The organism is Klebsiella sp. WP8-S18-ESBL-06 (assembly GCF_014169755.1).
GTDB lineage: Bacteria > Pseudomonadota > Gammaproteobacteria > Enterobacterales > Enterobacteriaceae > Kluyvera > Kluyvera ascorbata_B.
Genome location: NZ_AP022256.1, coordinates 684,584 through 711,383 on the forward strand (window position 1 = coordinate 684,584; position 26,800 = coordinate 711,383).

Below are 26,800 nucleotides of genomic sequence, written 5' to 3' on the forward strand. Positions count from 1 at the left end.
CCACTCTTCTGTTAAGCAATAGGCACTCAGGCCGTCTCCCGCGCGATGAGCTGATATTCCAGCGCATAGTGGGTGACAGGCCCGTTTTTCAGGAGCAATTCCACCGCAATTTCGCCTTTATGTTCGGCGTCCTGAGCGATGGTGGTGAGGCCAAGGCCGCCAACGACGGGCATGATGTTGTCGAAGCCGGTGACGGCGACCCGCTGCGGAATGGCAAGATGGTGCTGCTGGCAGTAGCGCACCGCGCCGAGCGCGAAGCGGTCAGAGAGGCAAATCAGCGCGCTGATTTCCGGGTGTTCGCTCAGCAGCGCCTCGGCGGCCAGCTCGCCGTGCTGCTCGTCGTGCTGGGTTTCAAACAGCCAGCAGTGGGTCAGCGGAATGCCGTGCTGGCGAAAGGCGTCGCGACAGGCGTTAACGCGCGTCAGCATCAACGTATTATCGCCGGCGACGGCGCGGCTGAGGTGTCGCATACCCTGCGCGCCGGGGCGCGAGGCGAAGGCGATAATGCCAAAGCGGCGGTGCCCTTTGCCGATCAGATAGGTGGCGATATCGCGCATTGCGGCGGCGTTATTTATCGACACGCTGCTGTATTGCGGCAGCTGAAAATCGAGCGTGACCACCGGCAATTGGCGCGCGAGGGTTTGCTGAATAACGGCCGCGTTATTGTGGGTGGCGTTCAGGATATAGCCGTCGACCAGCGTGGTCAGAGAGGGCGTCTGGTTTTCTGCGCCTTTACGCAGCGGAATGAGCACCAGATTTATACTCTGCGCTTCGCAGCGCACGGCGATCCCGCGCATCAGTTTAATATCGTGGGGGTCGATAAAGACGTAGCTCATCGAATCGTTAAAGATGACGCCGATGGTGTCTGATTTTCCGGTTCGCAGCGCGCGGGCAAGCTTATCCGGCCCCTGAAAGCCAATCGTCTGCGCATAATTTAAAATACGGTCGCGCAGCTCGGCGGAGAGTTTCTCAGGATTATTCCATGCATTTGAAATTGTAGTATGAGAAATACCCATATCTTTCGCCAATGATTTAATGGTTATTCTTTCTGTCTTTGGCTTTGGGTTATTATTATGAATTATATTTTTATTTTTTATATTCATTGGTTTTATATATTTATATTTTCTCTTATTCGATATAGGTGGCTGAGTTTATCGTTAAACAAAAATAGTTTTGTGATTTGTTTAACGTTAAACATAAAAAAGGGATGTTAGCTTACGCAGCATTCAAAGCAGGGTAGCGGTAAGCCAATAACACTTATTGAGAGTTAGGGAGAAATATCGTGAAAGTCGCAGCGGTTGCTAAATTAACGGCGTCAATATTACTGAGTCTATGTATTTCCGGATGTGGTCCGGATGATAAACAAGATGCGCAGGATAATGCCAAAACGCCGATTAAAATGTGGGTGGCGCCCAATGAAAATGAAGAAGCCTTCTGGAATAAAATGGTGGCGGAATGGAATAAAGACCCGTCCCATACGCCCGTTGAATTTACAACTATTCCTGCGGCTAATAGTTCTGAAGAAGCGATTATGAATGCCCTGGCTTCCGGAACGGAGCCGGATATTTCCAGTAATATTTTTATTGGCTTTGCCAGTCAACTGGTTGATGTCGGGCAAATTGAAGATTTAGCCAAAATGCCGGGCTTCGATGAACTGGTGAAAACGCGGCAGATGTCGTCGATTATTCCGGCCTGGCAGCTCAACGGTCAGCAAAACGTGCTGCCGATTTATGTTAACCCGATAGTCTGGTGGTGGCGCGGCGACCTGTTGAAAAAGTACGGCTTTGACCATGCGCCGACCCGCTATGAGGAGCTGTATCAGCTGGCAGAACGCCGGGCGGCGGATAACAACGGCTACGTTATGCAACTGACCGCGGGTAAAAACTGGTGGGAACGTTGGTTTGACTTTATCCCGCTGTACTACGCGCAGAACGGCGGCAAAGCGTACATTGCGGACCAGAAAGCACAGTTTAATAACCCTGCGGGTCAGGCCGTGCTGACGTTTATGGGCAAAGTATTTAACAGCAAGTGGAGCAGCTATGACTTCACTTCCGCCGATGACCCGCTGGCGACCGGCCAGGTGCTGGCGTCCGCTCGCGGGCCGTGGGACCTGGCGCGCTATCGTAAGCAGTACCCTGAGGTGCTGAAAACCATCCAGATTGGCCCGATGTTAACCGAAAGCGGCGTCGACCATCCGCACACCTTTGGCGACAGTAAAGGGATGGTTGTATTCAGCTCCAGCAAGCATAAAACGCAGGCCTGGGCCTTTATTCAGTGGGTCTTCGGCGATGCCGAGCACGACCGCACCTGGCTTGAGCTGACCGGTATGCCGCCTGCGCGAGCCGATCTGATGAGCAACCCGCTGTTTACCGACTATTTCGCACAGAACCCGCTGGAAAAAGACATCGCTTCCTACGTTGACGTTGCGCTGCCGCCGGTTGCCACCACGCAAACTACGGAGATCCAGCGCAGCATGACGCAGATGCTGGAGCGCGTCATTTTCAACAATGATGCCCCAGCGAAGGCGCTGGAACAGTCGCAGCAGGAAATTGATAAGCTGCTGGCGAAATAAGGGGCGCGTCATGGCTGGATATGATTCCCGTACCGGAGGCCTGCTGGCCTCCACATGGATCGGTTATTCATTGCTGTTCTGGTTTTATCCGCTGGCCTGGCTGGCGGTGCTGAGCGTGACCCAATGGCAGTTTATCGGTACGCCCCGTTTTTCGGGGCTACAAAACCTGCTTGGCGTGGTCAATGATGCGCTTTTCTGGACGTCGATGTGGAATATCTGTCGCTTTCTGATGTGGTATATCCCGATTGTCTTTATCGCTTCGCTGCTGTTTGCCGCCGGGTTGCGGCGAATTAAATACGGCAAAAGCTTTATTGCGCTCAGTTTTTTATTAGCCAATATTTCGTCTGGCGTCGCCTATTCCATCGTTTTCTCGAAGCTGTTTAGTGAATATGGGCCAGTGAATCAATTTCTTCGTGAATCTATTGGCGTCTCGGTGCCGTGGTTTACCAACCCCGACTGCGCCATGTTATCGATTGCGCTGATCGTTACGTGGAAATTTGTCGGCTATTACGGGCTTATTCTTTATTCCGGCATGCAGGCTATTCCTAATGATATTTACAGTGCGGCAATGCTCGATAAAACCGGGCGTTTTAAACAAGGCTGGGCCATTACGCTGCCGATGATGAATCCGCAGATTGTGATGGTCATGGTGCTGGCGATAACCGTGGCGTTCAGCATTTTTACCGAGCCGTATTTAATTACCGGCGGCGGCCCGCTGAACAGCACCACCAGCCCGATGGTCGTGATGTACGAAGCGGCCTTCCAGAATATGAAACCCACCTGGGCGGCAACGATGTCCATTATTGTCGCGGGCTGCAGTTTCCTGGCCATTTGGGTTTTCCGTAAACTGTTTGAGAAGAATATCGAGATTGTGTGAATGAAAAAACTCACTCCCCTGAGCCTGGTAATTCATGCGGTGATGTTTTTACTGGCGCTAAGCTGGCTCTATCCGTTTATCTGGATGACGATTTCTTCGCTGAAGCCGACGGCGGAGATTTACACCACCGGGCTGTTTTCCGGCCATCTGACGCTGGAGAACTACACCTTCTTGTTTGATAACAGTAACCGGGCGGATAAACCCTTCCTGCGCACGTTGGTTAACTCGCTGTTTGTCTCCATGACCATTACCGTCTGCGTGACCGTGACCTCGATGCTGGTGGGCTATGCGCTGGCGAAAACTGAGTTTCGTGGGAAAAGTGCTTTCCGTAACCTGCTGATTGTGCAGATGGTTTTCCCGGTATTTATGTTCATTATTCCGCAGTTTGTGCTGATGCGTGAGCTGGGGCTGGTGAATGGCTATAGCGCGATGATTCTGCCCTACGCCATGAGCGCATGGGGGATTTTCATGGTGTCGCAGAGCTTTAAGGGCACGCCGAACGATTACCTGTACGCCGCACGCCTTGACCACGCCAGCCTGTGGGGCATTCTGCGCCATGTGATGATGCCGCTGAACAAATCCATTCTGGCCATCGTTGCACTCTTCACTTTCTCCAGCTCGTGGGACAACTTTCTGTGGCCGCTTATCGTGATGCGTGACGTCGACAAGATGCCGTTCTCGGTGCTGCTGGCGACGTTCAGTAAATCCTACGGCGTCTATCTTGGCCCGGTGATGGCGGGCGCAGTCGTGCAAATGCTGCCGGTAGTGGTGCTGTTTATCCTCTTCCGCAAATATTTCCTGCAGGGCATGTCGTTATCATTGAAATAAGGAATTAACCGGTGAGTCATCAACCCTGGTGGCAGGCGTGCACCTGCTACCAAATCTATCTGCCGTCGTTTTGCGACGGCAACGGCGACGGGCTGGGTGATTTTCCCGGTCTGCTGTCCAAAGTGGGCTACCTGAAAGCGCTGGGCGTCGGCGCTATCTGGATAACGCCGTTTTACCCTTCGCCGCTGGTGGATAACGGCTACGACATCAGCGACTACTGCGCCGTCGACCCGCGCTTTGGCACGCTGGCCGATTTCCGTGAGGTCGTGGCGCGCTGCCACGCCTGCGGCATTCGCGTGATTATCGATCTGGTGGTAAACCACGTCTCTTCGGCGCATCCGTGGTTTCGCGATGCCTGGAATAACCCTGACAGCCGCTATCGTAATTACTTCCTGTTCAGCAAGCAGCCGAACAACTGGCAGTCGTTTTTTTCCGGCAGCGCCTGGCAGGCTGAGCCGGACACCGGCGAGTACTACTACCATAAGTTCGCACCGGAACAAGTTGACCTGAACTGGGCGAATCCCAAGGTCGAGCAGGAAATCTACCGAGTGGTTGATTTCTGGAAAGCGCTGGGCGTCGACGGCTTCCGTTTTGATGTGATTAACTTTCTGACCACCAACGGCATCGGCCCGGACAACCCGGATGAGCACAACGAACAGCGCCATGCGTTCGATGTCAACCAGCCCGATATCATCGCCACGCTGGGGCGCTTGTGCCGCTACGTGCGCCAGCAGGGCGAGACGTTTCTGATTGGCGAAATCGGCAGCGATGAACTGGATGTTCTGGCGCGCTACCAGCGCCGCGATCTGATGGACGTGGTGTTCAATTTCAATATCGGCAGCCAGAAGACCTTCGATATTGCGCGGCTGTGCGAGCAGATTAACGCCACGCGGGTCCAGCAGAGCGGGCTGCCGACGCTGTTTTTCTCCAGCCACGACATGCCGCGAATGATTAGCCGCTTTGGCGAAGGCCCGCGTGATACCGAACGCGCGCTGGCGGTGCTGGCGCTGCAGCTGACGGTGCGTGGCGTACCGTTCATCTTCCAGGGCGAAGAGTTGGGTATGCCGGACTACCGTGCGCAGACCGTGGAGCAGATCTTTGATATTCAGGGAAAAACCCACTATCACACCGCCAGGCAGCAGGGGGCTAAGGCAGACGACGCGCTGGCGCAGGCCATTGCGCATTCGCGCGATGCTTCGCGGGCGCCGCTGCTGTGGTGCGATGCGCCGTATGCGGGGTTCTCAACCGTTGAACCCTGGATGCCCGTGTGCGCCGACTACCCCGAACTCAATGCGCAATGGCAGCAGGAGACGCCGGGCTCCCTCTGGCGGCAGTACCAGTCGCTGATTGCGCTGCGCGCCGCTACGGCAGCGCTCCGCGAGGGAGAGAGCAGCCCGCTGTCGCTGACGGACGACTGTATCTGCTTTACGCGCCAGACGGCCAGCGAGTGCGTCTGGGTCGCCATCAATTTTGGCTCGCCGGTGCCGAACCCCTTACGGGATATCGCCGCCGACGTGCTGTACGGCACAGACGCCCAGCGGTTGGGCAAAAATCAAATTCTGATGAAAAGGAGCGTTCATGAACAGACACAGCGGTAATCCACTTATCACCCCAAAAGACGTGGTGCCTTCTCTGCCGGGGCGCAAAGTTGAGTGTGTCTTTAATACCGGCGTGACCGAATACAACGGCGAAATTATTCTGCTCCTGCGCGTGGCGGAAAGCGTGCTGAGCGATAACCCGCAGCAGATCGTCGTGCCGCTGCTGGAACGGCAGGCGCAAGGCTGGCAGCAGGCGACGAAAACCTTCGATCGCGGCGACGACCGCTTCGACTTTAGCGATCCCCGCACCATCGTACTGAAAAGCGATCCGGCGGTGGTCTGGCTGACCTCGATGTCCCATCTGCGTCTGGCGCGCAGCAAGGACGGCGTAAATTTCACCATTGATACCCAGCCTTTTATCATCGCCGATAGCCGCTATGAAGAGTTTGGCTGCGAAGATGCGCGTATTACCCGGATCGACGATCTCTGGTACATCAACTACTCCGCCGTTTCGTCGCTGGGGATCTCTACGGCGCTGGCGACCACCCGCGACTTTATTTCGGTAGAAAAGCGCGGGCTGATTCTGTGCCCGGATAACCGCGACGTGTGCTTCTTTCCGGAAAAAGTCGGTGGCCGTTATATGGCGCTTACCCGTCCCGCGCCGTGCCACTTTGGCCATCCGGAGATTTGGATCTGCGAGTCTCCCGATATGCTGCACTGGGGGAACCATCAGCATCTGCTGGGTCGCTCTGGCGACGAGTGGGACTCACGTAAGTCCGGCGGCGGCGCGCCGCTGATTAAAACCGATCGCGGCTGGCTGGAGATCTACCACGGCGTTGATGCCGATCAGCGTTATTGCCTGGGGGCGCTGTTGCTCGATCTTCACGATCCGCTGAAGATTCTGGCCAAATCGCCGGTACCGCTGCTGGAGCCCACCGCCCCGTACGAACGCGAAGGTTTCTTTGGCAACGTGGTGTTCACCTGTGGGGCGCTGGTCCGCGATGATACGCTGCACGTCTGGTACGGCGCGGCGGATGAATGCACCGCGCTGGCGACGCTGCCGATGGATGCCCTGTGGCAGCATCTCGGGCTGGCGTGATGCGCGACAACGTTGACGACCTCTACCAGCACTACCGGGCGCGGCCGCAAACGGGACGCCGTGGCAAAATACGCTTCTCAGGCGTTGATGGGCTTGACGTCTATAACCCCACCGCACCGTTCAGCGATGGCGAGCGATGGTGTATTGCCGCGCGGACGGAGGCGCGCGACAGCGAGGCATCTCAGGTACGCTTTTTCGCCTGGGACGGCCTTAATGCTGCCGCGCTGCTGGACGATATGCCGACGTATGCGTTGCAGGATCCTTTCGTGGGTCGGATTGGCGGACATCTGCTGTTCGGCGGCGTAGAGGTTGCCTTTATGCCGGAAGGCGAGGTTTGCTGGCGGACGCAGTTCTTCGCGGGCCCCTGCATTTCGGCACTGCGTCCGGTGGCAACCGGCCCGTGGGGGATGAAGGATATCCGCCCGGTTGAGCTGCCCGATGGGCGTCTTCTGGTCTTTACCCGTCCACAGGGAGAGCCCGGCGGACGCGGCACCATCGGCTGGGTACTCTTATCGCGGCTGGAGGATCTCAACGCGCAGACTCTCGCTAACGCTACGCTCATCGATCACGTTGATCCGTTGTGCTGGTGCGGGGTGAACGAAGCGCGGGTGTTGCCGGATGGGCGGGTCGGCGCGCTGGCGCACGTGGCGCGATATGACGAGCAGGGCAACCGGCATTACTACGCGGCCCGCTTTCTCTTTGACTATCAGCAGGGGGTGAGCAGCCCGATGGCCATTATCGCCTGTCGGGACGATTTTTTGCCCGGCGAGAGCAAACGTGATGATTTACGGGACGTGGTATTTCCAGGCGGTTTACTGGAAAGTGAAACGGGCGAAACGCGTCTGTTTTGCGGCACTAGCGATTGCGAGGTGCAGTGGCTGGACATCGCTTCACCGTTTAGCGGCGAATAAAAATAACGCCCCCCTACGCTGTCGTAGGGGGCGTGAGTTTACTGCTCGGTGGTAAGCTGATCCTGGCTAACGCGCAGAGCTGCCAGCGCTTTACGTGCCGCTTTCAGCACCTGGTCACACTGTTCCATCGTCAGCGTTAACGGCGGCTCAACGCGGATAGTTTTCGCGTTGTTGAGCGTGCCGGCCACCAGAACGCGCTGGCGGAACATCTCGCTGGCAAAGTTGTAGCCGATTTCGTTATCGACAAACTCGATAGCCATCAGCATCCCCTTACCGCGCGCTTCCCGCACCAGGTCTGGATATTCACGCGCCATTGAGCGGAAGCCGTCCAGCAACATATCGCCCTTCTGTTCCGCCTGGGCAGGCAGATTTTCAGTCAGCAGTACGTTGATGGTTGCCAGCGCTGCCGCGCAGGCCAGCGGATTGCCGCCAAAGGTGGTTGTGTGCAGGAACGGGTTGTCGAACAGCACGGAGAACACCTCTTCGGTGGCGATTGTGGCACCGATCGGCATGACGCCACCGCCAAGGGCTTTCGCCAGGCACAGAATGTCCGGCTGCACGTTTTCATGCTCACAGGCGAACATTTTACCGGTACGGCCCATGCCGGTTTGCACTTCATCAAAAATCAGCAGCGCGCCGAACTCGTCGCACAGCTTACGCACCGCGGGCAGATATCCCTGCGGCGGCAGGATCACACCGCCTTCACCCTGAATAGGCTCCAGAATTACCGCCGCGACGTCGTCGCCCGTTTTCTGGCACTCGCTGAGCATCGTGCGCATCGCGTCAATATTGCCGAACGGTACGTGGCGGAAGCCTGGCAGCAACGGCATAAAGGGCTTGCGGAAGGTTGACTTGGCGGTGGCGGAAAGCGCGCCAAGCGATTTACCGTGAAACGCGCCGCTGGTGGCGATAAAGGTAAATTTGCCGCGCGGCGATTGATACGCCTTCGCCAGCTTCAGGGCGGCTTCGACGGACTCGGTGCCGCTGTTGCTAAAGAAGCTGTATTTCAGTTTGCCCGGTGCCAGTGCGGCCAGCGTTTTGGCGAGCATGGCGCGCAGCGGATCAAGCAGTTCCTGGCTGTGAAGCGGCTGTTTGGCGAGCTGATTCTGTACGGCGGAAACCACAGTTGGATTACGGTGCCCCACGTTGAAAATACCAAAACCGCCCAGGCAATCCAGAAACTCCTGGCCCTGGGTGTCGACAAGCGTATTTAATCCTCCCGCCTGCCACTCTACGGCTCCGTAATCCCCACCGGCAGTTACAGATTTTCGGTACTCTAAAAACCCCGGATTCACATGCTCTTTAAAGTATTCCCTGACCTCCTGGTTAAGTGCTTTCATCTCCTCATGGTCAAGCGTGCGCTTTTCAATGAGATTCAGTGCGTGTGCGCTGCAGGCTAAAGCCGATGCGCTGGAAGGTAACCTGTTCAAAATATGCTCCTGGGGGTCACGTATCACACGATACTGAGATTAAGTATTGCAGGGATTACGCCACTTCAGTGGCGGCAATGAAAATCGGGATAAACGCCTGTGAAGAACGGGGGTGTACAAGATTTAATCGTCCAGCGCAGCGGAGGGGCATTTGGGGGCGGTATCGGAAGAGGGCACGCTGCGCCATGAGAGGGCAGGTTTTGCGCCAGGATAGCGCGGCATAAAAAAAGTAGGGCTTTTGCTCATTTTGCGATCTAACGCAAAATTAACAATTAAGATTAATTAAAATCCCTCCGATATAACAATTGTAATACATTTTCTTTCTGCACCTGAAAAGGATGTCCGTATGTCTACCCTGTCCGATCTGAACGCGTCCGCCTCCCTGCTGGACGAACACACCACGCTTATGTCGACCACTGACCTCAATAGCTACATTACCCACGTCAACGATGACTTTGTGAAGGTCAGCGGCTACAGCCGCGAAGAGATGCACGGCAAACCGCACAACCTGGTGCGCCACCCGGATATGCCCAAGGCGGCGTTTGCCGATATGTGGCGCACGCTCAAGCAGGGGGAACCGTGGAGCGGCATTGTCAAAAATCAGCCAAAAAACGGCGGCCATTATTGGGTGCGCGCGAACGCTATCCCGCAGGTGCGTAATGGTAAAACGATCGGCTATATGTCGATTCGGACGCGTGCGACGGCCGAAGAGGTGGCCGCCGTCGAGCCGCTGTATCAGGCGCTGCGTGAAGCGCGCAGCCATAAACGCCTCGATAAAGGTCTGGTCGTAAGCAAACGCTGGTGGGGCCGTCTGTCTGCGCTCCCGCTGCGCTGGCGCGCCAGAAGCGTAATGCTGGGATTTTATCTGCTGCTGGCGGCGAGTCTGCTGGCGCTGAGCACGCCGGTGTCGGCGGTACTGGTGTCAGCGCTGATTCTGCTGCTGACAACGGCGGTGTTTGAATGGCAGATCGTTCGCCCGATTGAAAACGTTGCGCGTCAGGCGCTGAGCGTTGCGACCGGCGAGCGTAATAGCGTAGAGCATCTGCAGCGTAGCGATGAACTGGGGTTGATGCTGCGCGCCGTAGGCCAGCTGGGCCTGATGTGCCGCTGGCTGATTAACGATGTCTCAAGCCAGGTCAATAGCGTGAGCAACGGCAGTGATGTGCTGGCGCGCGGTAACGAAGACCTGAATCAGCGCACGCAGGAAACGGTGGTTAACGTCCAGCAGACCGTGGCCACCATGAGCCAGATGGCCACGTCGGTGCAGAATAACTCGCAGACCGCAGCGGAGGCCGACCAGCTCTCGCTGGCCGCCAGCGGCGCGGCGGCGCAGGGCGGCCAGGCGATGCACCGGGTGGTACAGACGATGGAAGAGATTGCCGACAGCACCCAGCGTATCGGCTCGATTACGACGTTGATTAACGATATTGCCTTCCAGACCAATATCCTGGCGCTAAATGCGGCAGTAGAAGCCGCGCGGGCGGGAGAGCAGGGGAAAGGGTTTGCGGTTGTGGCCGGCGAGGTGAGACATTTGGCCAGTCGAAGCGCAACGGCGGCCAACGAAATTCGTCAACTGATAGAAGCCAGCGCCAGCAAGGTACGGTCGGGATCCGAGCAGGTGCATGCGGCAGGGCAAACGATGGATGACATTGTCTCGCAGGTACAGAATGTCACCCAACTGATTGCACAGATTAGCCAGTCAACCTCCGAGCAGGCGACCGGGCTTTCTGAGTTAACCCGTGCGGTATCGAAGCTCGATGAAATCACCCAGATGAATGCCGGGCTGGTGGCGGAAAGCGCCAACGTATCGGCGATGGTTAAGCACCGCGCCAGCCGACTTCAGGATGCCGTCACCGTACTGCACTAATCCAGCTGTGAAATCTCCAGCGCCGCGCGGTCGATGACGCCGACAATCTGCTTGAGCTGCGCGTCGCTGATTTCTTCCTGGTTAACTTTCAGGTCGAGTACGGCCTTGAAGTTATCCAGGGCGCGCTTCATTTGTGGGTGCTTACGCAGTTCGTGACCGACCATTCTGGCCTTCAGACGCACCTGAATCTGCGCCAGCTGTTCTTCGCTCTCCGCCAGCGCCTGCGTTCCTTCGGCGGTAATGGCGATCTTTTTGCGGCCGCCATCCTCTTCGTGCACGGTAATCAGCCCCTGATCTTGCAACAGATCAAGCGTCGGATAGATCACTCCCGGGCTCGGGCTATAGTGGCCCTGGGTCAAGGCTTCAACGGCCTTAATCAGCTCGTAACCGTGGCTGGCGTTATCCTTCACGATGTTGAGAATGACCAGACGAAGCTCACCGTGGCCGAAGAAACGCTGGCGACGTCCGCCGCCGTGGCCCTCACCATGCCCGCCGCGGTGTTCGCACTCGCGATGCCCGCCGCGATGACCACGGCCACGATGTTCAGTATCAGAGAAAGGTTTCATTGTTTTTTCCTTATCGTTATTTAGATATATCTAATTTATATCTAATAATGATAATTTAGCAATGCAGAAATAAGTAATTTTTTTAATTGATTGATAATATTTGTTATTTTTTGTTGTGTCGGTTTTTTGTTACTCATTTATCGCTATATCATAAAAACTGCTTGCTTTCTGTTTAACTAGCAATCATTATCATTTGCAAATTGTTTAGATATATCTATTTGTGAGAGAGACGCCAGATGAAAGAAAAAAAGTACCCACAGCGCGTACGTAATGAACTTCGCTTTCGCGAACTGACGGTGCTGCGCGTCGAGCGTATCAGCGACGCTTTTCAGCGCGTTGTGCTGGGCGGTGAAGCGCTTGATGGCTTTAGCTCGCGCGGTTTTGATGACCACACCAAGCTGTTTTTCCCTGAGGCCGGGATGAACATCACGCCGCCGACGGTGACTGATGAAGGGATTGTGTGGGCCGAAGGCGTTCGCCCACAGTCGCGAGACTACACGCCGCTGTACAACGCTGAGCGTCATGAACTGGCCTACGATTTCTTTATTCACGAAGGGGGCGTCGCCAGCCGCTGGGCGATGAATGCCAAAGTGGGCGATACGTTAACCCTCGGCGGGCCGCGCGGCTCGCTGATTGTGCCAGAAGATTATGCATGGCAGCTTTACGTTTGCGATGAAACCGGTCTGCCGGCGCTGCGTCGCCGCTTGATAGCGCTGAGTGCGCTAGCAAAGCGTCCGCAGGTGACTGCGCTGGTGATGGTGGGGAATACGGCGGACAAAGCCTATCTGGCCGGATTTGATGACGTGAACATCGAGTGGATTAGTGGATATGATAGCGCCGCCGTGGCCGCGCGGTTGGCGCAGCTTAAGGTTCCTGAGTCAGATTACTTTATCTGGCTGACCGGCGAGGGTAAGGTGGTCAAAAAACTGACCGACGATTTTGTGACCGACGACCTCGACCCTCAGTTGGTGCGTTCCAGCGCCTACTGGCACGCAAAATAACGCTATTTTTCCTCCTGCGGCCGCCGATGATTTTGCTGCGGCTGCCGATATCAATGGCGCGTTCTTGCGCCATTTTCAAGGCCTCCCGACAGCAGCAATCTTGCTGCGATCATTATTGCCACTTATCGGTTATGTACCGTTGAAGAGGCTCTTTTCCCTACTTTTTATACTTTTATTTTCCCCGTCTTTGACGCAATTATTGTCGAGTTTTGATTTGATAATTGTTTGTTTTATATGGTAAATAAAACAATGTTTGCATGATATTGTGATGTCAATCACCTTAAGCGTTTTGCCAATGCAAAATCTATAAAACTAGATGTTTGTCGAGTTTTCATCTAAAAATAGCGGTGAAGGGGCTAGACATGACCATATTATGGTTATCAAATGGTTAAAAAACACCGAGCTTAATGTGAAATTTCGACAAAATTAGAAAATGACTAGCCTGCTTACACGACTTACCTGCGTTACAACGCACCTTCTCTGGAGAAACTATGCATTCCTCTGTTAACAAACACGAAAGCCGTACCTTTTTCGGTCACCCGTATCCGCTCGGGTCGCTGTTCTTTACCGAAATGTGGGAGCGCTTTTCGTTTTACGGCATTCGCCCGCTCCTGATCCTGTTTATGGCCGCGACCGTGTATGACGGCGGCATGGGGTTAGCGCGTGAGAATGCGTCGGCCATTGTGGGTATCTTTGCCGGCACGATGTACCTGGCGGCGCTGCCGGGCGGTTGGCTGGCAGATAACTGGCTTGGTCAGCAAAAAGCCGTATGGTACGGCTCAATTCTGATTGCGCTGGGTCACCTGTCGATTGCGCTCTCCGCCTTTATGGGCGACAACCTGTTCTTTATCGGCCTGATGTTTATCGTTCTGGGATCGGGGTTGTTTAAAACCTGTATCTCCGTGATGGTCGGTACGCTGTATAAAAAAGGCGACGCCCGCCGCGACGGCGGTTTCTCGCTGTTTTACATGGGCATCAACATGGGCTCGTTTATCGCGCCGTTGATTTCCGGCTGGCTGATCAAGTCACACGGCTGGCATTGGGGCTTCGGTATCGGCGGTATCGGGATGCTGGTGGCGTTGGTTATCTTCCGCGTGTTCGCTGTGCCGGCGATGAAACGTTACGACAGCGAAGTTGGGCTGGATTCCACCTGGAATAGCCCGGTCGCTAAGAAGAACGGCGTGGGGGCCTGGCTGCTGGCGCTGGCGGTTGGCGTAGCGGTCATTATCACTCTGATTGCCCTGGGTATCATCGTGATTAACCCGGTCGCGGTGGCGAGCGTGCTGGTGTACGTGATCGCCGCGTCGGTCGCGTTGTACTTCGTTTATCTGTTTGCCTTTGCGGGCCTGAGCCGTAAAGAACGCGCGCGCCTGCTGGTGTGTTTTATCCTGCTGGTGTCCGCCGCGTTTTTCTGGTCGGCGTTCGAGCAGAAGCCCACCTCCTTCAACCTGTTTGCTAACGACTACACTAACCGCATGATCGGTGATTTCGAGATCCCGGCGGTGTGGTTCCAGTCGATTAACGCGCTGTTTATCATTCTGCTGGCTCCGGTGTTTAGCTGGGCCTGGCCTGCGCTGGCGCGTCGGAACGTGCGTCCAGGCAGTATCACCAAGTTTGTTATCGGTATTCTGTGTGCGGCGGCGGGCTTTGGCCTGATGATGCTGGCGGCACAGAACGTGTTGAGCAACGGCGGGGCTGGCGTATCGCCGCTATGGCTGGTGGGCAGCATCCTGATGCTGACGCTCGGTGAACTGTGCCTGAGCCCGATTGGCCTGGCGACCATGACGCTGCTGGCGCCGGAAAGAATGCGCGGCCAGATGATGGGCCTGTGGTTCTGCGCCAGCGCGTTGGGTAACCTGGCAGCGGGCCTGATTGGTGGCCACGTTAAGGCTGACCAGTTGGACATGCTGCCGGATCTGTTTGCCCGCTGCTCTATCGCGCTGCTGATTTGCGCGGCAGTGCTGTGCGTGCTGATTGTGCCGGTACGCCGGATGCTGGAAAACAGCAAATCCAGCGCGGAGCAGAGCCCGACCACTCACGCCTGATTGTTCTTTCTGCGGTATCAGCCGGCGCTTGGGTGCCGGCTTTTTTTTGTCCGTAAAACGATAAAACGGGGGATACTTCACGAAAAAGTGCAATAACGTGAGCTGTTTCTTTGTAATCGCTGCTGATTCCGGGCAATAGTATAGACTTGTTTACTACGTGGTTAATTTAAGGACATGAATATGCCAGCAGTCATTGATAAAGCATTGGATTTTATTGGTGGTATGAATACGTCTGAGCCGGTGCCACAGTCTATGGACGAAAGTACAGCGAAGGGAATTCTCAAGTATTTGAACGAACTGGGTACGCCGGTGAGCGCTGCCGACATTACGGCACGAGGCGATCGCGATGGCTGGAACGCCGGGTTTACCCAGAAGGTTGTGGGCTGGGCCGAGAAGGTCGGCTCTGGCGATCATATGCTGATTAAAAACCCGGAATATTTTTCCGATTACATACGTGAAGAGCTGCGCGCTCTGGTATAAACCGTCCTGTATGCCGATAAGGCGGATGTGAAAGCATCCGCCTGCCGAAGCCACTCATTGTAGTGGCTTTTTGTTGCCTCAAATACCGATAAATAGCCCGGACAGCGAGTATGATGATGGCGGTTATTTAATCTCTACGGCGGTTAAGCTATGCCATAAATGTGATTCAGTTGCCGTGAACTGTATTGTGGATATATTTTGTGGTGAACAGCGGAATTATCCTGAATTGGTTTTTATTATGATTTCAGATGTATTGATTAAAATATGAATTATTCAAAACCTTATTTTCATCTTCTCCTGCTTTGATTGTCAGGAAGGCAAGAAGGTGCAGGCGGCAAGCGCACTGTGAAAGATTCATTAGTCAGTTAATTATTTCAATGTTCTTCTGAAAAATAATGCCTTATCCGGTGCGTAACGTGGCAATATTATTCACGAAACAGTAAAGGGGCATTTCTATTAAATGGATTTCATTCGAAATCCATTGTGTTTAATCATTTGTTATTTTTTAACAATATTATTTCCATTGAATAACAAAGTATAAATAACATGGCGTTTTTTTAGCGTTATGATCTTATTTTATACATGTTCATGTGTTTATTTATTAATGTTGTTTGAGCGTGATGCCGATGAAACATTCCAATATTAATGCGAGCAGTTTTAACCCCTGATTTCACGCATGATGTGGTTAGCGTTACCCATTTCAACATTCACAGCGACAGGCTAAAAAACCAGCGCATTTCTGGCGCCGGTTTTACTTTATTATAAGTTTAACAAGATATTACTAATGAGATTTCACATTCTGGCTGCCATAGTCATAACTACCGCGTCACATACCGCTTGGGCAAAACAGCACGCCGATGATTGTCTGCAGGTCGTGGGCCAGGCCTATGCCTTTATTGAACAAGCGCTAAAAGAGAAGCCCGAACTGGCATATTCCCCCGTTCGTACGAATGAAACGTCCGGCATGCTGATGGAGGCTTGTATGGACGGTATGACGCAAGGCCATCACCACGACACGGGCAAACTCACTATGTTATTTGAAAATGTCGAAACCGAGTCCCACAGACTGCATCCGAGCCTGGAGCAGTCGCGTTTTTTAGTCAACCACGAAGCGATGGCGCAGGCATATCTGGACGGTTACGAAATCGGTAACGATGGCGGGGCCCGCTAAGCGCGATGGCGGGATGCCGCTTATGATCGGGCTTCGGGGCGGCAATCGCCGCCCCTGTTTGTCGTCAGGATTTTGGAAACACCCAGACGTGCTGTTCCGGCAGTGCCAGATGACAGTGCTGTGAACCGCGTACATCGTTACCGTAAGCGCGGATAACAAAGTTATCGCCCGGCGTGCGGAACAGGTACTCCCAGCGGTCACCAAGATACATGCTGGTGAGCAGCGGCAGCGCCAGCTGATTCTCCCCCGGTCCCTCGACCAGCGCCACGCGCTCGACGCGGATCACCGCGGTGCCTTCATGACCCACCTGTATCCCTTCACCCGCCTGGCCCCACAGCGTCCAGCCCTGGCCTTCAATACGCGCTTTGCCGTCCCGAATCTCGGTCACTTTGCCGTGCAGCCGGTTGTTGCTGCCCATAAACTCGGCCGTGAAGAGCGTTTTCGGTGACCCGTACATCTCCTGCGGCGTGCCCTGTTGCTCAATTTTGCCGTTGTTGAGCAGCAGAATACGATCGGAAATTGACATCGCTTCGTTCTGATCGTGGGTCACCATCAGCGCAGAAAGCCCCAGTTTGATGATCAGCTCGCGCAGGAACACGCGCGCCTCTTCGCGCAGCTTCGCATCAAGGTTGGACAGCGGTTCATCGAGCAGAATCACGGGCGGGTTGTAGACCAGCGCGCGGCCAATGGCAACGCGCTGCTGTTGGCCGCCGGAGAGCTGGTGCGGGTGGCGCTTGCCCAGGTGCCCCAGACCCAGTTGATCCAGCACGTCCTGCACGCGTTTGTTGATCTCCGGACCGGGAACCTTGCGCAGCTTCAGCGGATAGGCCACGTTCTCAGAAACGGTTTTGTGCGGCCACAGGGCGTAAGACTGGAACACCAGCCCCAGATTGCGCTCTTCGGCCGGAATTTCGCTGCGCGGCGTGCCGTCGTAGACTTTGCGATTGCCGATGGTAATTGCGCCCTGCGTGGGCTTTTCCAGCCCGGCCACCGCCCGTAGCAGCGTGGTTTTCCCGCTGCCCGAGGGGCCCAGCAGAGAAACCACTTCGCCGCGTTTAAGGTTCATGGTCACGCCCTTTAACACCGGGTTATCGCCGTAGGTTAAGTGCAGGTTTTCGACCGATAATTCAATCATGTAATTTCACTCCAAAACGAAGGGCCACACCCAGACCGACCACCACCAACAGAATGTTAATAAACGAGAGCGCAGCAACGATATCAATTGCGCCAGCCGCCCACAGGGACACCAGCATCGAGCCGATGGTTTCCGTCCCCGGCGACAGCAGGTAAACGCCCGTTGAGTATTCCCGTTCGAAGATCAGGAACATCAGCAGCCATGAACCAATCAGGCCGTAGCGTGAAAGCGGAATGGTGACGTGGCGGGTGATTTGTCCACGCGTCGCGCCGGTACTGCGCGCCGCTTCTTCCAGCTCCGGCCCGACCTGCAGGAGCGTTGAGGAAATCAGCCGCAGGCCGTAGGCCATCCACACTACCGTGTAGGCCAGCCAAACGCTGAAAATGGTGCTACGTAACGAGCGCAGCCAGACTATCAGGGTATCGCGCAGCCACTGTGACCACGGCATGCCCGAAAGCCAGCCGGATTTCAGCGCGTTATCGAGCCACATCGGCAAAAACAGGAAGACCCACAGAAATGCCAGACCGGCGAGCAGGCCTGGTACCGCACGGGGGACCAGCACGCTGTAGTCGAGGAAGCGCGTGGTGTTATCCGGTTTACGGTGCATCGCGATGCCAATAAACAGATAGCAGCCCACCGCCAGCGCGCCGCCGATCACGCCAATGGCCATGGAGTTGACGATGGCCCGCAGCAGGTTCGGCTGCGCCCAGATGGTGCGGAACGTATTGAGCGAGAGCTCGTCCCAGAGCGACACGCCAACGCCCCAGTTGGAGATAAAAGCGCGGAGCACCACGCCCATCAGCGGGACGCCGATGGTCACGGTGAGCCAGAAGGCGACTACCGCCCCTGCCACCCAGCGCCATTTCCCCAGCGGCAGCGCGCGCGCCTGTGAGGCCTTTCCCTTCATGGTGACAAAGCGGTTCGCCGTACGCATCAGGCGGCGTTGCAGCATGACCAGCGGAATAGTCAGGCAGATAAGCACCACCGCCACCGCGGCCATCAGATGGTAAGACGGCGTACCAAGCTTATTGGTGAGCTGATACAGGTAAGTCGCCAGTACCATGTTGCCTTCCGGATCGCCCAGCACCAGCATCAGGCCGAAGACTTCCAGGCCGAGGAAAAACAGCAGCACAATGGCATACAGAATGGACGGCCGGACCATCGGCAGGCTGACCGAGGTCATGACCTGTAGCGGAGACGCACCGGCGATCCGCGCGGCTTCTTCGACGTCCGAACTCACGCTGCGCAGCGCCGAAGAGATGTACAGATAGGCGTGCGGAACGTGGGTCAGCCCGGCGATGACCACGATGCTCGACATGTCGTAAATGTTCCACGGGACGAAGCCGATCAGCGACTGCGCCCACAGCGACAGGAAACCCACGGGACCGGCGGCGACCACGTAGCCAAATGCCAGCACCATCGGCGAGACAAAAATGGGGACCAGGATCAGCGGTTCAATTAACCGTCTGCCGGGGAGATCGGTGCGCACCATCAGAAACGCCAGCACGCCGCCGAGAGGGATGGCGATGATGACGAGGCCGAAAGCCAGAATAAACCCGCTTTTCAGCGCCTTGTAGAAGTCAGGGTCGGTAAAAATGAAGCCGAAGGATTCCAGGCTCCAGGTCTTTGCCGGTGAAAAGAAGGGCGCGGACAGGAAGCTTTGGATCACAATAAAGGACAGCGGCGTGTAGATAACCAGCGCGGTGAGCAGCACGACGACGCCGCGCGGCAGGCTTTGCCACTTTCTGCGTAATGCATTCATAAGCGAAGAGATCCGATAACACGAATTCAGGTAGCGAGCAGCAAGCGCGCCGGCGAACGGCGCGCTTAGGTTACGCGTTTATTTGGCCGCGGCTTCACGCCACTGTTTGATGTAGTCCAGACGTTTTTTCGGCTGCAGGTATTCAAGCAGCGACTCATCAACCGGGATCGGTTTCAGCGCGTTGCCCAGCATTTTGGTCATGCCGTCGATGTCATTTTTGCCATCGATGTCGTTACGGATGGAGGGGATATCCGCCTGGTTGGCCAGAATGTTTTGCCCTTTTTCAGACAGAACGTAGTCCAGCCACAGTTTTGCGGCGTTAGCATGTTCTGCCTGCTGGCTGATGAAGGAGACGCGCGACAGCACCAGGGTGTAGTCCTTCGGATAGGCAATGCCCAGCGACGGATCGGTTTTGGCTCGCGCTTCAGCGTAGGACCCCAGGATATTGAAGCCAATTAAGTTTTCGCCGGAGGATACCCGCTCCATCATCGTGCCGGTAGATGACTGCACGGCTAAGCCGCCTTTAGCGACATCGGCCAGCGTTTTGAAGTAGTGCGGATCGGCCTTGTAATCCTGTACCGACAACATGAAGCCGAGCCCGGATTTTTCGATATCGTAAGTGGTGACCTTACTTTTAAATTTGTCGACCTGGCTGGCGATCAGCTTGGCCAGCGCGGCGTGAGAATCCGGCACTTCATTCGCCGGGATGAGGCGCTTATTGTAGATAAACACCACCGGCTCGTAGGTGGTGCCATAGGCTTTATTGCTCCAGACCGCCCATTTTGGCAGTTGGCTTTGTTCCGGCGAAACGTACTGCTGGGCGTAGTCGGTCGCCAGCTTCAGCGCGGTGTCCATCGAGGAGCTCCAGACGACGTCGCCGCTGCCGCCACCGGCGGCCTGTTCACTGATAAAGCGATTGTACAGCTCGGTGCTGTTCATATCGTTGTATTCGACTTTGATGCCGGGATAGAGGGCTTCAAAACCCTGAATAAGCGGCCCGGCCGCTTTGGTGTCGGTGGTAGAGTAAATCACCACTTTGCCTTCTTTCGTGGCGGCATCAACGACCTTCTGATAGTCGGCCGGATAGCCCTGCGGCAGAGCGGACAGCGCGGAGGATGACATGAACACAGCAGCAGAGAGCAGAGAAATACGGAATACGTTCGACATTATTATTAACCTTTTAGTTACGTTTGAAGAACTAAAAGCCAACATAGCTGACGCGGCAAAGGTGACAAGAGGGGGGCCAGCGCGGGCTGGCCGAAATGTGATAGTTGGCGTTTTTTCAGCAATTAACACCATAGAAACCGCGTGCGCGAAGTTAATTAGCGTCGTTTTTTTTACGGTATAAACGGCGTGGATGACCAATATTGCCGTACTGAATTTCGATGGTAATAAAGCCGATTTCCACGCAGTATTCCAGATAGCGACGTCCTGTCGTTTTGCTTATCCCGGCTTCTTCTACGATCTGTTCGACGGACCAGCTAAACTCCGGGCGCTCGCTGAAAAGACGTTTGACGCGTGCCAGCGTGGCGGGCTCGATCCCCTTTGTCGACGGTGCTGCTGAGGCATCGCCTGCGGGTAAATTAAACAGTTTGTCCAGCGCGCGCTGGTCGACAACCTTCACCTGGCGCAGCGTGTGCTCCAACAGCATAAAGCGTTCAAGCGAAGCGCGCAGACGATGGGAAAAAACCGGCTTAATGAGATAGTCAAACGCGCCGCTGCGCATGGCATGGCTACAGGTTTGCATATCGCTGGCGGCGGTTATAAAAATGACGGCACAGCCAAACTGCTTGAGCAACGGGCTGTCGATGAGTTCAACGCCCTGACCATCCGGTAAATAGTTGTCCAGTAGTACCAGACGCGGCTGGTGGCGGGAAATCAGCTCGCGGGCCTGTTCCAGCGAACCGGCGATGCCGACCACTCGCAGATGAAAATTTTGCTCAATATACTCCCGATGCAGCTGCGCCAGATGCGGCTCATCTTCAACAATCACAACCTCAAGAGGACGGATATCAGTCATAGGAAAATCCTGCACAAGGAGGGGCATTGAATGGGAGGAAAACCGTAAACACGGTTCCCTGCGGAGCGTTATCGCTCATTTCGATGCTGCCGCCGGCACGCCGGACGTAGCCCGCCACGAGGTAGAGGCCGATGCCATGTTCTGCACCGGTGAGTTCGCATCCTGTGGACGTCTTGCTGGTGAAGCCTTGCTCGAAGATATACGGCTTCATGCTTTCATCGACGCCGCAGCCCTGGTCGGCGACCTCGATAACCAGCTCGTGGTTTCTATCTGAAATGTAGACGTCAACCGGCGTGGCGCGTGCGGATGTTTTTAGCGTGGCATCGACGGCGTTATCCACCAGGTTGCCGATGACTGACATCAGCTCGGTTTCGCTCAGCCCTTCCGGCAGACGAGAAAGCTGGCAGGCCGGGTCGAAAAGTAGCTCTACGCCCTTTTCGCGGGCGCTGACATATTTCCCCAGCAGCAGGCCGCACAGGGCAGGAGAGACAAACTGCGTGGAGAGAAAATCCAGCACCTGCTGGGCACCTTCCGCCTGTACCTGAATGTAGCGTAGCGCATCGTCATAGCGCTGCATTTGCAGCAGGCCGACCAGCGTGGCGGTCCAGTTAAGCTGCTCATGGCGCATGATGCGCAGATTATCGGCGTAGCGGGTTACCTGACTCAGCTGGCTACTGAGCGTATTGATATCGTTTTTATCGCGAAAACTGAATACCCAGCCGCTGGGAACCCCGGGCTCGACTTCAATGGCGACCCGGTTGACGATGGTTTCCCGTTGATTCAGGACGGTGATGTGATCGTGATGGCGGCTATCATAAGCGGTATTACCCGGCGCAAAAAACGACGGCGGCAGCTGAATAACCTCATCAAGCGGCTTGCCCAGCAGCGCTTGCTCGCTGTGGGGAATATTGAGCATTTCCCTCGCGGCGCGGTTGATCAGGATTAATTGTTTATCGACGTTGACCGCAAACACCCCCTCATACATGGCCTCAAGCAGCGCTTTTTGCTGCAATACCAGTTGGGCAATATCTTTGGGCTCCAGGCCGAACATCTGCTTTTTCAGCGTGCGAGCCAGCAGCCAGGAAAAGATAAACAGCATCAGGAGCAGGGCGAAGCCATACAGCGCGGTTCGCCATAGCAAACGGGCGTTAATATTGGCGATATAAGAGGTGAGGTAGCCAACGGAGACGATACCGATAACCCGATGTTGGCTATCGAAAATGGGGGCTTTGCTGCGCAGCGACACGCCAATCCCTCCTTTACGCACCGAGATAATGGTTTTGCCGTTGAGTACGTCGCGGTTATCCCCGCCGATCATCGGCAGATTAAGGCGCTCCGGTGATTCCGAGTGGTACAGATGCTGTTCGTGAACGTCGCCAATCACAATATAGCTGGCATCGCTTTCGGCGCGCAGCGGCTGAATAAGCCGCGCAATGCCGGGAATATCGCGCTGCAGCACCTTTTCCGCAAGCCCGGGCATTAATGCTATCTCGCTAGCCTGTACGCGGGCGCGCTGACCTAAATCATGGTGCAACTGGCGGTCAATAAAGTGGAAGAGCAGCGTGCCCAATAGCGCCAGCAGCAGACAGGAAAAAACCACCAGTGCGAGAAAGAGCTTCACCTGGAAGGATAATTTGAGTTTCATAGGATCCGCAGCGGCCTGAGCTGAAAAGGGTCGTTCGGAAAGCCTATCATGCGAAAATCCGCAGCGTAATTGAGGGACTGCAGAGTTGTGAACTGCCTACGTTCTGTGATGATGGGCCGCGGTGGGGACAAAAAGGAGCCGGGTAGGAAAACCAACAAAAAAGCCACTTCGCTGGAAGTGGCTTAATGATATGACGTTAAAGCTAAAATTTGGTGGCCCCTGTTGGGTTTGAACCAACGACCAAGCGATTATGAGTCATAAAATCGGCATGTTTTTAATTGTTCGCCATTGTCTCTGTTTGTATTTTTAATTGTCTATAATCAATTGGTTATGAAATTATTTTTGTTTCTGATTGGTTCTCTTATTTCCTCATTGTACTATCCTTACCTGACCCATTACCTGACCCGAAATGGGCATCGGGTCAGGTAACGCTTATCTTAGAAAGGTAAACTCATGGCCGCTAATCTTACTGAGACTGCTATACGTGGATTGAAGACAAAAAGCACGGCGTACTACGTGTGGAGCAACAGTGCTCAACGTGGTACTGGCAGGCTTGGCGTTAAGGTTCAGCCTTCTGGCAGCAAAGTTTTTTATTTCCGTTACTACGTTGAGAAAGGGAAGAAAGAGAAGTTCATCCAGTTGGGCATCTGGCCTGAGATGAAACTGGTGACGGCCAATGAGCTGGCGAAAAAGTATGGTGCCTGGCTTGTTGAAGGAAAAGAGCCCCAGCAAGAGCTTGAGCAACAGCGCCTGGCCGAACAGCACATTATGCAGTTGCATCGTTCTCAGGGATCGTTTGAAGAACTGGTGCATGGTTACGTCAATAAGATGAAGCTCGACAACAAGCGGACGTGGGCTGATGTATTGAAGCGCATGGAAAGAGAGTGCTATACGGTTATTCCTCGCGAAACCAAAGCGAAGGATGTAACACCTCTGCAGATCAAGACCATTCTCTCAGGTATTATCCAGCGTGATGCTGTAGTCCATGCGAACCGAATTCGTTCCTACCTTATGGCGGCATTTAACTACGGTCTGAAGGCCGATAACGATCCGATGAATACCAGCGTGGGCATTACGTTCGGGCTTGAAGTTAATCCGGTATCGGCCATACCGAAACAGTCCTCGGCAGAAAAAGTGGGTGATACATGGTTAACGCTGGAAGAGCTTCGTTTTGTCATGGAGCAGTTCGCTCAGGCTACCAACGTTGGGCCGCTGATGCAGCACCTAATCCGCTTCTGTGTTTATGCTGGCGGGCAGCGCCCGTTCGAAATGATAGCCAGCCAGTGGAGCGCGATTGATTGGCAGCAAAAGACGTTGCTGGTCATTGCCGATGTATCGAAAAACAAGCGTGAGCATTTGATCCCACTGACTGAATCGGCATTAAGTGAACTAGCCTCTGTTAAAGAACTCACTAAGGAAAGTAACAGCCCCTATATTTTCCCGCTATCAACAAACGGTGAGCGCCCAGTGCGCACCGATAGTCTGGCGCGTTCCATCATGTATTTTCGGGCTTTTAATCCGGAGTTTAAAGTTTTTACGGCACGAGATTTACGTCGCACCTGTAAAACGCTGATGGGAGAGGCGGGGATCAGCAAAGAGATCCGCGACCGTATCCAGAATCACGCTTTGAATGACGTCAGCTCGAAACACTATGATCGTTATGATTACTTGCCTGAAAAGCGCAGGGCGCTTGAGATTTGGGAAGATAGGGTCAACAACTATCAGCGACAGCAGGAAAACAACGTTGTGAACTTGTTTGGACGGAGGTAAGAGCTTGGCAAGATATGAGCTTAATTCAGCAGAAGAGCGGTATCAACCGGGTTCTGGAGACCTGGTGCTGGCTAATAAGTTAGGGATCACTGATGAAGAGGAAATGGAGGCTCTGGAATCTGGCCTGCTGCTGATGCTTTATGAACAGCTATTTATCGAAGGCCAACTGCCAGCGGCTCTGGCTTTTGAGCATATCAGCGGGTGGCATCGCCAATGGCTGGGGAATGTGTACGACTGGGCGGGGAGGTTGCGTAATGCCAACTTGACTAAGGATGGCTTTCAGTTTGCCGCTGCTGACAGGATTCCGCTGCTTCTAGATGGTTTTGAGAGGCTGTTTCTCTCCCAGTCTGGTGAACTGAAATCCCTGGCTCGTCCGGAGCTGGTTAGTTATCTGGCTGAATGCCATGTGGAGTTTATTTTGATCCACCCATTCAGAGAAGGTAACGGGCGTCTGTCGCGGCTACTTTGCGATGTGCTGTCGGTTCTGGCGGGGAAGGGCTTACTAGACTACAGCCTGTGGGATGAGCACAAGGCATTTTACTTCAAGGCAATACAGGCGGGTGTTTCTGGGAACTACAACCCTATGAAACAGCTGGTGAGTGATATCTTGCCAGACTAGCGAGCGAGTCCAACGGCTTTCGCTTGTGCCTGATTTTTTTTGAGTTGCTGCTCAATTTTTTGCACTGAAGCACCGGTTTCGATCGCGGTTGAGCTGGCAACGGCGCGATAAATCTGTGCTTTTGTAACTTGCGGTAATGTCGATTGGCTACTCATCTGAGGACTCCTTATGCTATCTGGCTATAATAGTGGTACAGGCTAAGTCTAAATAGCTGCGCGGAATAGTAGATCACTGAAAGGGAACTCAGCCCGGATTGCGCGATCTGATCATTCGCCAAACCAACCAAAACCACCAACCGGACTGAGCGATGCCGATCATAGCACCAATACCCCGTGGCGAACGACGCCTGATGCAGAAAGCTATTCATAAAACGCGCGATAAAAATCATGCCCGCAGACTCACGGCCATGCTGATGCTTCATCGGGGTGAACGGGTCAGCGATGTTGCCAGAACTCTCTGTTGTGCCCGTTCATCCGTTGGTCGCTGGATTAACTGGTTTACGCACTCAGGTATTGAAGGCCTGAAATCCTTACCCGCAGGGCGCTCCCGACGCTGGCCTTTTGAACATATCTGCACCCTGTTACGTGAGCTGATAAAGCATTCTCCCGGCGATTTTGGTTATCAACGTTCACGCTGGAGCACCGAATTACTGGCAATAAAAATCAATGAGATAACCGGTTGCCAGTTACATGCAGGAACCGTTCGCCGCTGGTTGCCATCTGCGGGGCTTGTATGGCGCAGGGCCGCGCCAACTCTGCGCATCCGTGACCCACATAAAGATGAAAAGATGGCGGTAATCCACAAAGCGCTGGATGAATGCAACGCAGAGCATCCGGTATTTTATGAAGATGAAGTGGATATTCACCTTAATCCTAAAATCGGTGCGGACTGGCAGTTGCGCGGACAGCAGAAACGGGTAGTGACGCCGGGGCAGAACGAAAAATACTATCTGGCCGGCGCACTGCACAGTGGCACGGGTAAAGTCAGCTACGTGGGCGGCAACAGCAAAAGTTCAGCGCTGTTTATCGCTCTGCTGAAGCACCTGAAAGCCACTTACCGGCGGGCGAAAACAATCACGCTGATCGTTGATAACTACATTATCCATAAAAGCCGCGAAACACAGCGCTGGTTGAAAGCAAATCCCAAGTTCAGGGTAATTTACCAGCCGGTTTACTCGCCGTGGGTGAATCATGTGGAACGGCTATGGCAGGCACTTCATGACACGATAACCCGTAATCATCAGTGCCGCTCAATGTGGCAGTTACTGAAAAAGGTCCGCCATTTTATGGAAACCGCCAGCCCATTCCCCGGAGGAAAACATGGTCAGGCAAAAGTGTAGCGGTATTAGGCGCAGCTATTTAGCAAGGTTGCTGAATGTGTTATAAGGCTTTCAACTACAGCATATTCGATTAGAAAAAAATTTAACAATTTATCAATATTTATTGAGCCTGCTCGGATTACTTT

Annotated in this window: 23 protein-coding genes; 14 read left to right on the plus strand and 9 right to left on the minus strand. The window is 54.5% G+C overall.

Annotated features, from left to right (window positions below; genetic code table 11):
• Positions 1 to 26: 26 nt before the first annotated feature.
• Complete coding sequence (locus H7R76_RS03340; protein ID WP_353654612.1) at positions 27 to 1,016, minus strand: LacI family DNA-binding transcriptional regulator; 990 nt, start codon at positions 1,014 to 1,016, stop codon at positions 27 to 29.
• Between the two features lie 266 nt (positions 1,017 to 1,282).
• On the opposite strand from H7R76_RS03340, the gene H7R76_RS03345 reads away from it, so the two are divergent.
• Genes H7R76_RS03345 through H7R76_RS03370 form a run of 6 tightly spaced genes read left to right on the plus strand, consistent with a single transcriptional unit; the run spans position 1,283 to position 7,825 of the window.
• Positions 1,283 to 2,572, plus strand: coding sequence for an ABC transporter substrate-binding protein (locus tag H7R76_RS03345; protein WP_182929984.1), 1,290 nt, complete (start codon positions 1,283 to 1,285; stop codon positions 2,570 to 2,572).
• 10 nt (positions 2,573 to 2,582) lie between these two features.
• Positions 2,583 to 3,449 (plus strand): carbohydrate ABC transporter permease, encoded by an 867-nt coding sequence (locus H7R76_RS03350; RefSeq protein ID WP_182929985.1) that lies wholly within the window; start codon positions 2,583 to 2,585, stop codon positions 3,447 to 3,449.
• Positions 3,450 to 4,277, plus strand: a complete 828-nt coding sequence (locus H7R76_RS03355; protein WP_182929986.1) for a carbohydrate ABC transporter permease — start codon at positions 3,450 to 3,452, stop codon at positions 4,275 to 4,277.
• Positions 4,278 to 4,288: 11 nt separating this feature from the next.
• Positions 4,289 to 5,875 (plus strand): alpha-amylase family glycosyl hydrolase, encoded by a 1,587-nt coding sequence (locus tag H7R76_RS03360; protein ID WP_182929987.1) that lies wholly within the window; start codon positions 4,289 to 4,291, stop codon positions 5,873 to 5,875.
• On the plus strand, positions 5,856 to 6,914 hold the full coding sequence (locus H7R76_RS03365) for a glycoside hydrolase family 130 protein (protein WP_182929988.1): 1,059 nt from the start codon (positions 5,856 to 5,858) through the stop codon (positions 6,912 to 6,914). Before H7R76_RS03360 ends, H7R76_RS03365 begins: the two co-directional genes overlap by 20 nt.
• Complete coding sequence (locus H7R76_RS03370; protein WP_227673940.1) at positions 6,890 to 7,825, plus strand: DUF1861 family protein; 936 nt, start codon at positions 6,890 to 6,892, stop codon at positions 7,823 to 7,825. The genes H7R76_RS03365 and H7R76_RS03370 overlap by 25 nt, the downstream gene beginning before the upstream one ends.
• A 38-nt stretch (positions 7,826 to 7,863) precedes the next feature.
• On the opposite strand, the gene ygjG is transcribed toward H7R76_RS03370, so the two are convergent.
• The gene (gene ygjG / locus H7R76_RS03375; protein ID WP_182929989.1) at positions 7,864 to 9,255 is read right to left on the minus strand and encodes a putrescine aminotransferase; all 1,392 of its coding nucleotides are present in this window, start codon (positions 9,253 to 9,255) and stop codon (positions 7,864 to 7,866) included.
• Between the two features lie 346 nt (positions 9,256 to 9,601).
• On the opposite strand from ygjG, the gene H7R76_RS03380 reads away from it, so the two are divergent.
• On the plus strand, positions 9,602 to 11,122 hold the full coding sequence (locus H7R76_RS03380) for a methyl-accepting chemotaxis protein (protein ID WP_182966967.1): 1,521 nt from the start codon (positions 9,602 to 9,604) through the stop codon (positions 11,120 to 11,122).
• Here H7R76_RS03380 and H7R76_RS03385 read toward each other — a convergent pair.
• Positions 11,119 to 11,688, minus strand: coding sequence for a PadR family transcriptional regulator (locus tag H7R76_RS03385; RefSeq protein WP_106927089.1), 570 nt, complete (start codon positions 11,686 to 11,688; stop codon positions 11,119 to 11,121). The genes H7R76_RS03380 and H7R76_RS03385 overlap by 4 nt on opposite strands.
• Before the next feature lie 236 nt (positions 11,689 to 11,924).
• Here H7R76_RS03385 and H7R76_RS03390 point away from each other — a divergent pair, with 236 nt between their 5' ends.
• The 4 genes from H7R76_RS03390 to H7R76_RS03405 all read left to right on the plus strand — a co-directional run bounded on the left by H7R76_RS03390 (position 11,925) and on the right by H7R76_RS03405 (position 16,385).
• Complete coding sequence (locus H7R76_RS03390; protein ID WP_182929990.1) at positions 11,925 to 12,689, plus strand: siderophore-interacting protein; 765 nt, start codon at positions 11,925 to 11,927, stop codon at positions 12,687 to 12,689.
• 491 nt (positions 12,690 to 13,180) lie between these two features.
• Entirely contained in the window at positions 13,181 to 14,734 is a 1,554-nt protein-coding gene (locus tag H7R76_RS03395; protein WP_182929991.1) for a peptide MFS transporter, read from the plus strand.
• A gap of 180 nt (positions 14,735 to 14,914) precedes the next feature.
• Positions 14,915 to 15,214: a DUF1889 family protein gene (locus H7R76_RS03400; RefSeq protein WP_106927083.1), complete on the plus strand. Its 300-nt coding sequence runs from the start codon at positions 14,915 to 14,917 to the stop codon at positions 15,212 to 15,214.
• 784 nt (positions 15,215 to 15,998) lie between these two features.
• Positions 15,999 to 16,385, plus strand: coding sequence for a hypothetical protein (locus H7R76_RS03405; protein WP_106927081.1), 387 nt, complete (start codon positions 15,999 to 16,001; stop codon positions 16,383 to 16,385).
• Between the two features lie 64 nt (positions 16,386 to 16,449).
• Here the strand turns inward: H7R76_RS03405 and H7R76_RS03410 are convergent, their stop codons facing one another.
• The 5 genes from H7R76_RS03410 to H7R76_RS03430 form a co-directional block, all read right to left on the minus strand.
• Complete coding sequence (locus H7R76_RS03410; RefSeq protein WP_106927079.1) at positions 16,450 to 17,520, minus strand: ABC transporter ATP-binding protein; 1,071 nt, start codon at positions 17,518 to 17,520, stop codon at positions 16,450 to 16,452.
• Positions 17,513 to 19,282 (minus strand): ABC transporter permease, encoded by a 1,770-nt coding sequence (locus H7R76_RS03415; RefSeq protein ID WP_182929992.1) that lies wholly within the window; start codon positions 19,280 to 19,282, stop codon positions 17,513 to 17,515. The genes H7R76_RS03410 and H7R76_RS03415 overlap by 8 nt, the downstream gene beginning before the upstream one ends.
• Before the next feature lie 78 nt (positions 19,283 to 19,360).
• The gene (locus tag H7R76_RS03420; RefSeq protein ID WP_502711066.1) at positions 19,361 to 20,404 is read right to left on the minus strand and encodes an ABC transporter substrate-binding protein; all 1,044 of its coding nucleotides are present in this window, start codon (positions 20,402 to 20,404) and stop codon (positions 19,361 to 19,363) included.
• A gap of 196 nt (positions 20,405 to 20,600) precedes the next feature.
• Entirely contained in the window at positions 20,601 to 21,302 is a 702-nt protein-coding gene (locus tag H7R76_RS03425; RefSeq protein WP_182929994.1) for a response regulator, read from the minus strand.
• Entirely contained in the window at positions 21,295 to 22,947 is a 1,653-nt protein-coding gene (locus H7R76_RS03430) for an ATP-binding protein (protein WP_106927072.1), read from the minus strand. The genes H7R76_RS03425 and H7R76_RS03430 overlap by 8 nt, the downstream gene beginning before the upstream one ends.
• A 453-nt stretch (positions 22,948 to 23,400) precedes the next feature.
• Between H7R76_RS03430 and H7R76_RS03435 the strand changes: the two genes are divergently transcribed.
• A complete protein-coding gene (locus tag H7R76_RS03435) occupies positions 23,401 to 24,717 on the plus strand; it encodes a tyrosine-type recombinase/integrase (protein WP_181561948.1) in 1,317 nt (438 codons plus the stop codon).
• Positions 24,718 to 24,721: 4 nt separating this feature from the next.
• Positions 24,722 to 25,336 (plus strand): Fic/DOC family protein, encoded by a 615-nt coding sequence (locus H7R76_RS03440; RefSeq protein WP_181561949.1) that lies wholly within the window; start codon positions 24,722 to 24,724, stop codon positions 25,334 to 25,336.
• On the opposite strand, the gene H7R76_RS03445 is transcribed toward H7R76_RS03440, so the two are convergent.
• The gene (locus H7R76_RS03445; RefSeq protein ID WP_181212931.1) at positions 25,333 to 25,491 is read right to left on the minus strand and encodes a hypothetical protein; all 159 of its coding nucleotides are present in this window, start codon (positions 25,489 to 25,491) and stop codon (positions 25,333 to 25,335) included. The genes H7R76_RS03440 and H7R76_RS03445 overlap by 4 nt on opposite strands.
• 152 nt (positions 25,492 to 25,643) lie before the next feature.
• Here H7R76_RS03445 and H7R76_RS03450 point away from each other — a divergent pair, with 152 nt between their 5' ends.
• On the plus strand, positions 25,644 to 26,675 hold the full coding sequence (locus tag H7R76_RS03450; protein WP_003033020.1) for an IS630-like element ISEc33 family transposase: 1,032 nt from the start codon (positions 25,644 to 25,646) through the stop codon (positions 26,673 to 26,675).
• Positions 26,676 to 26,800: the final 125 nt, after the last annotated feature.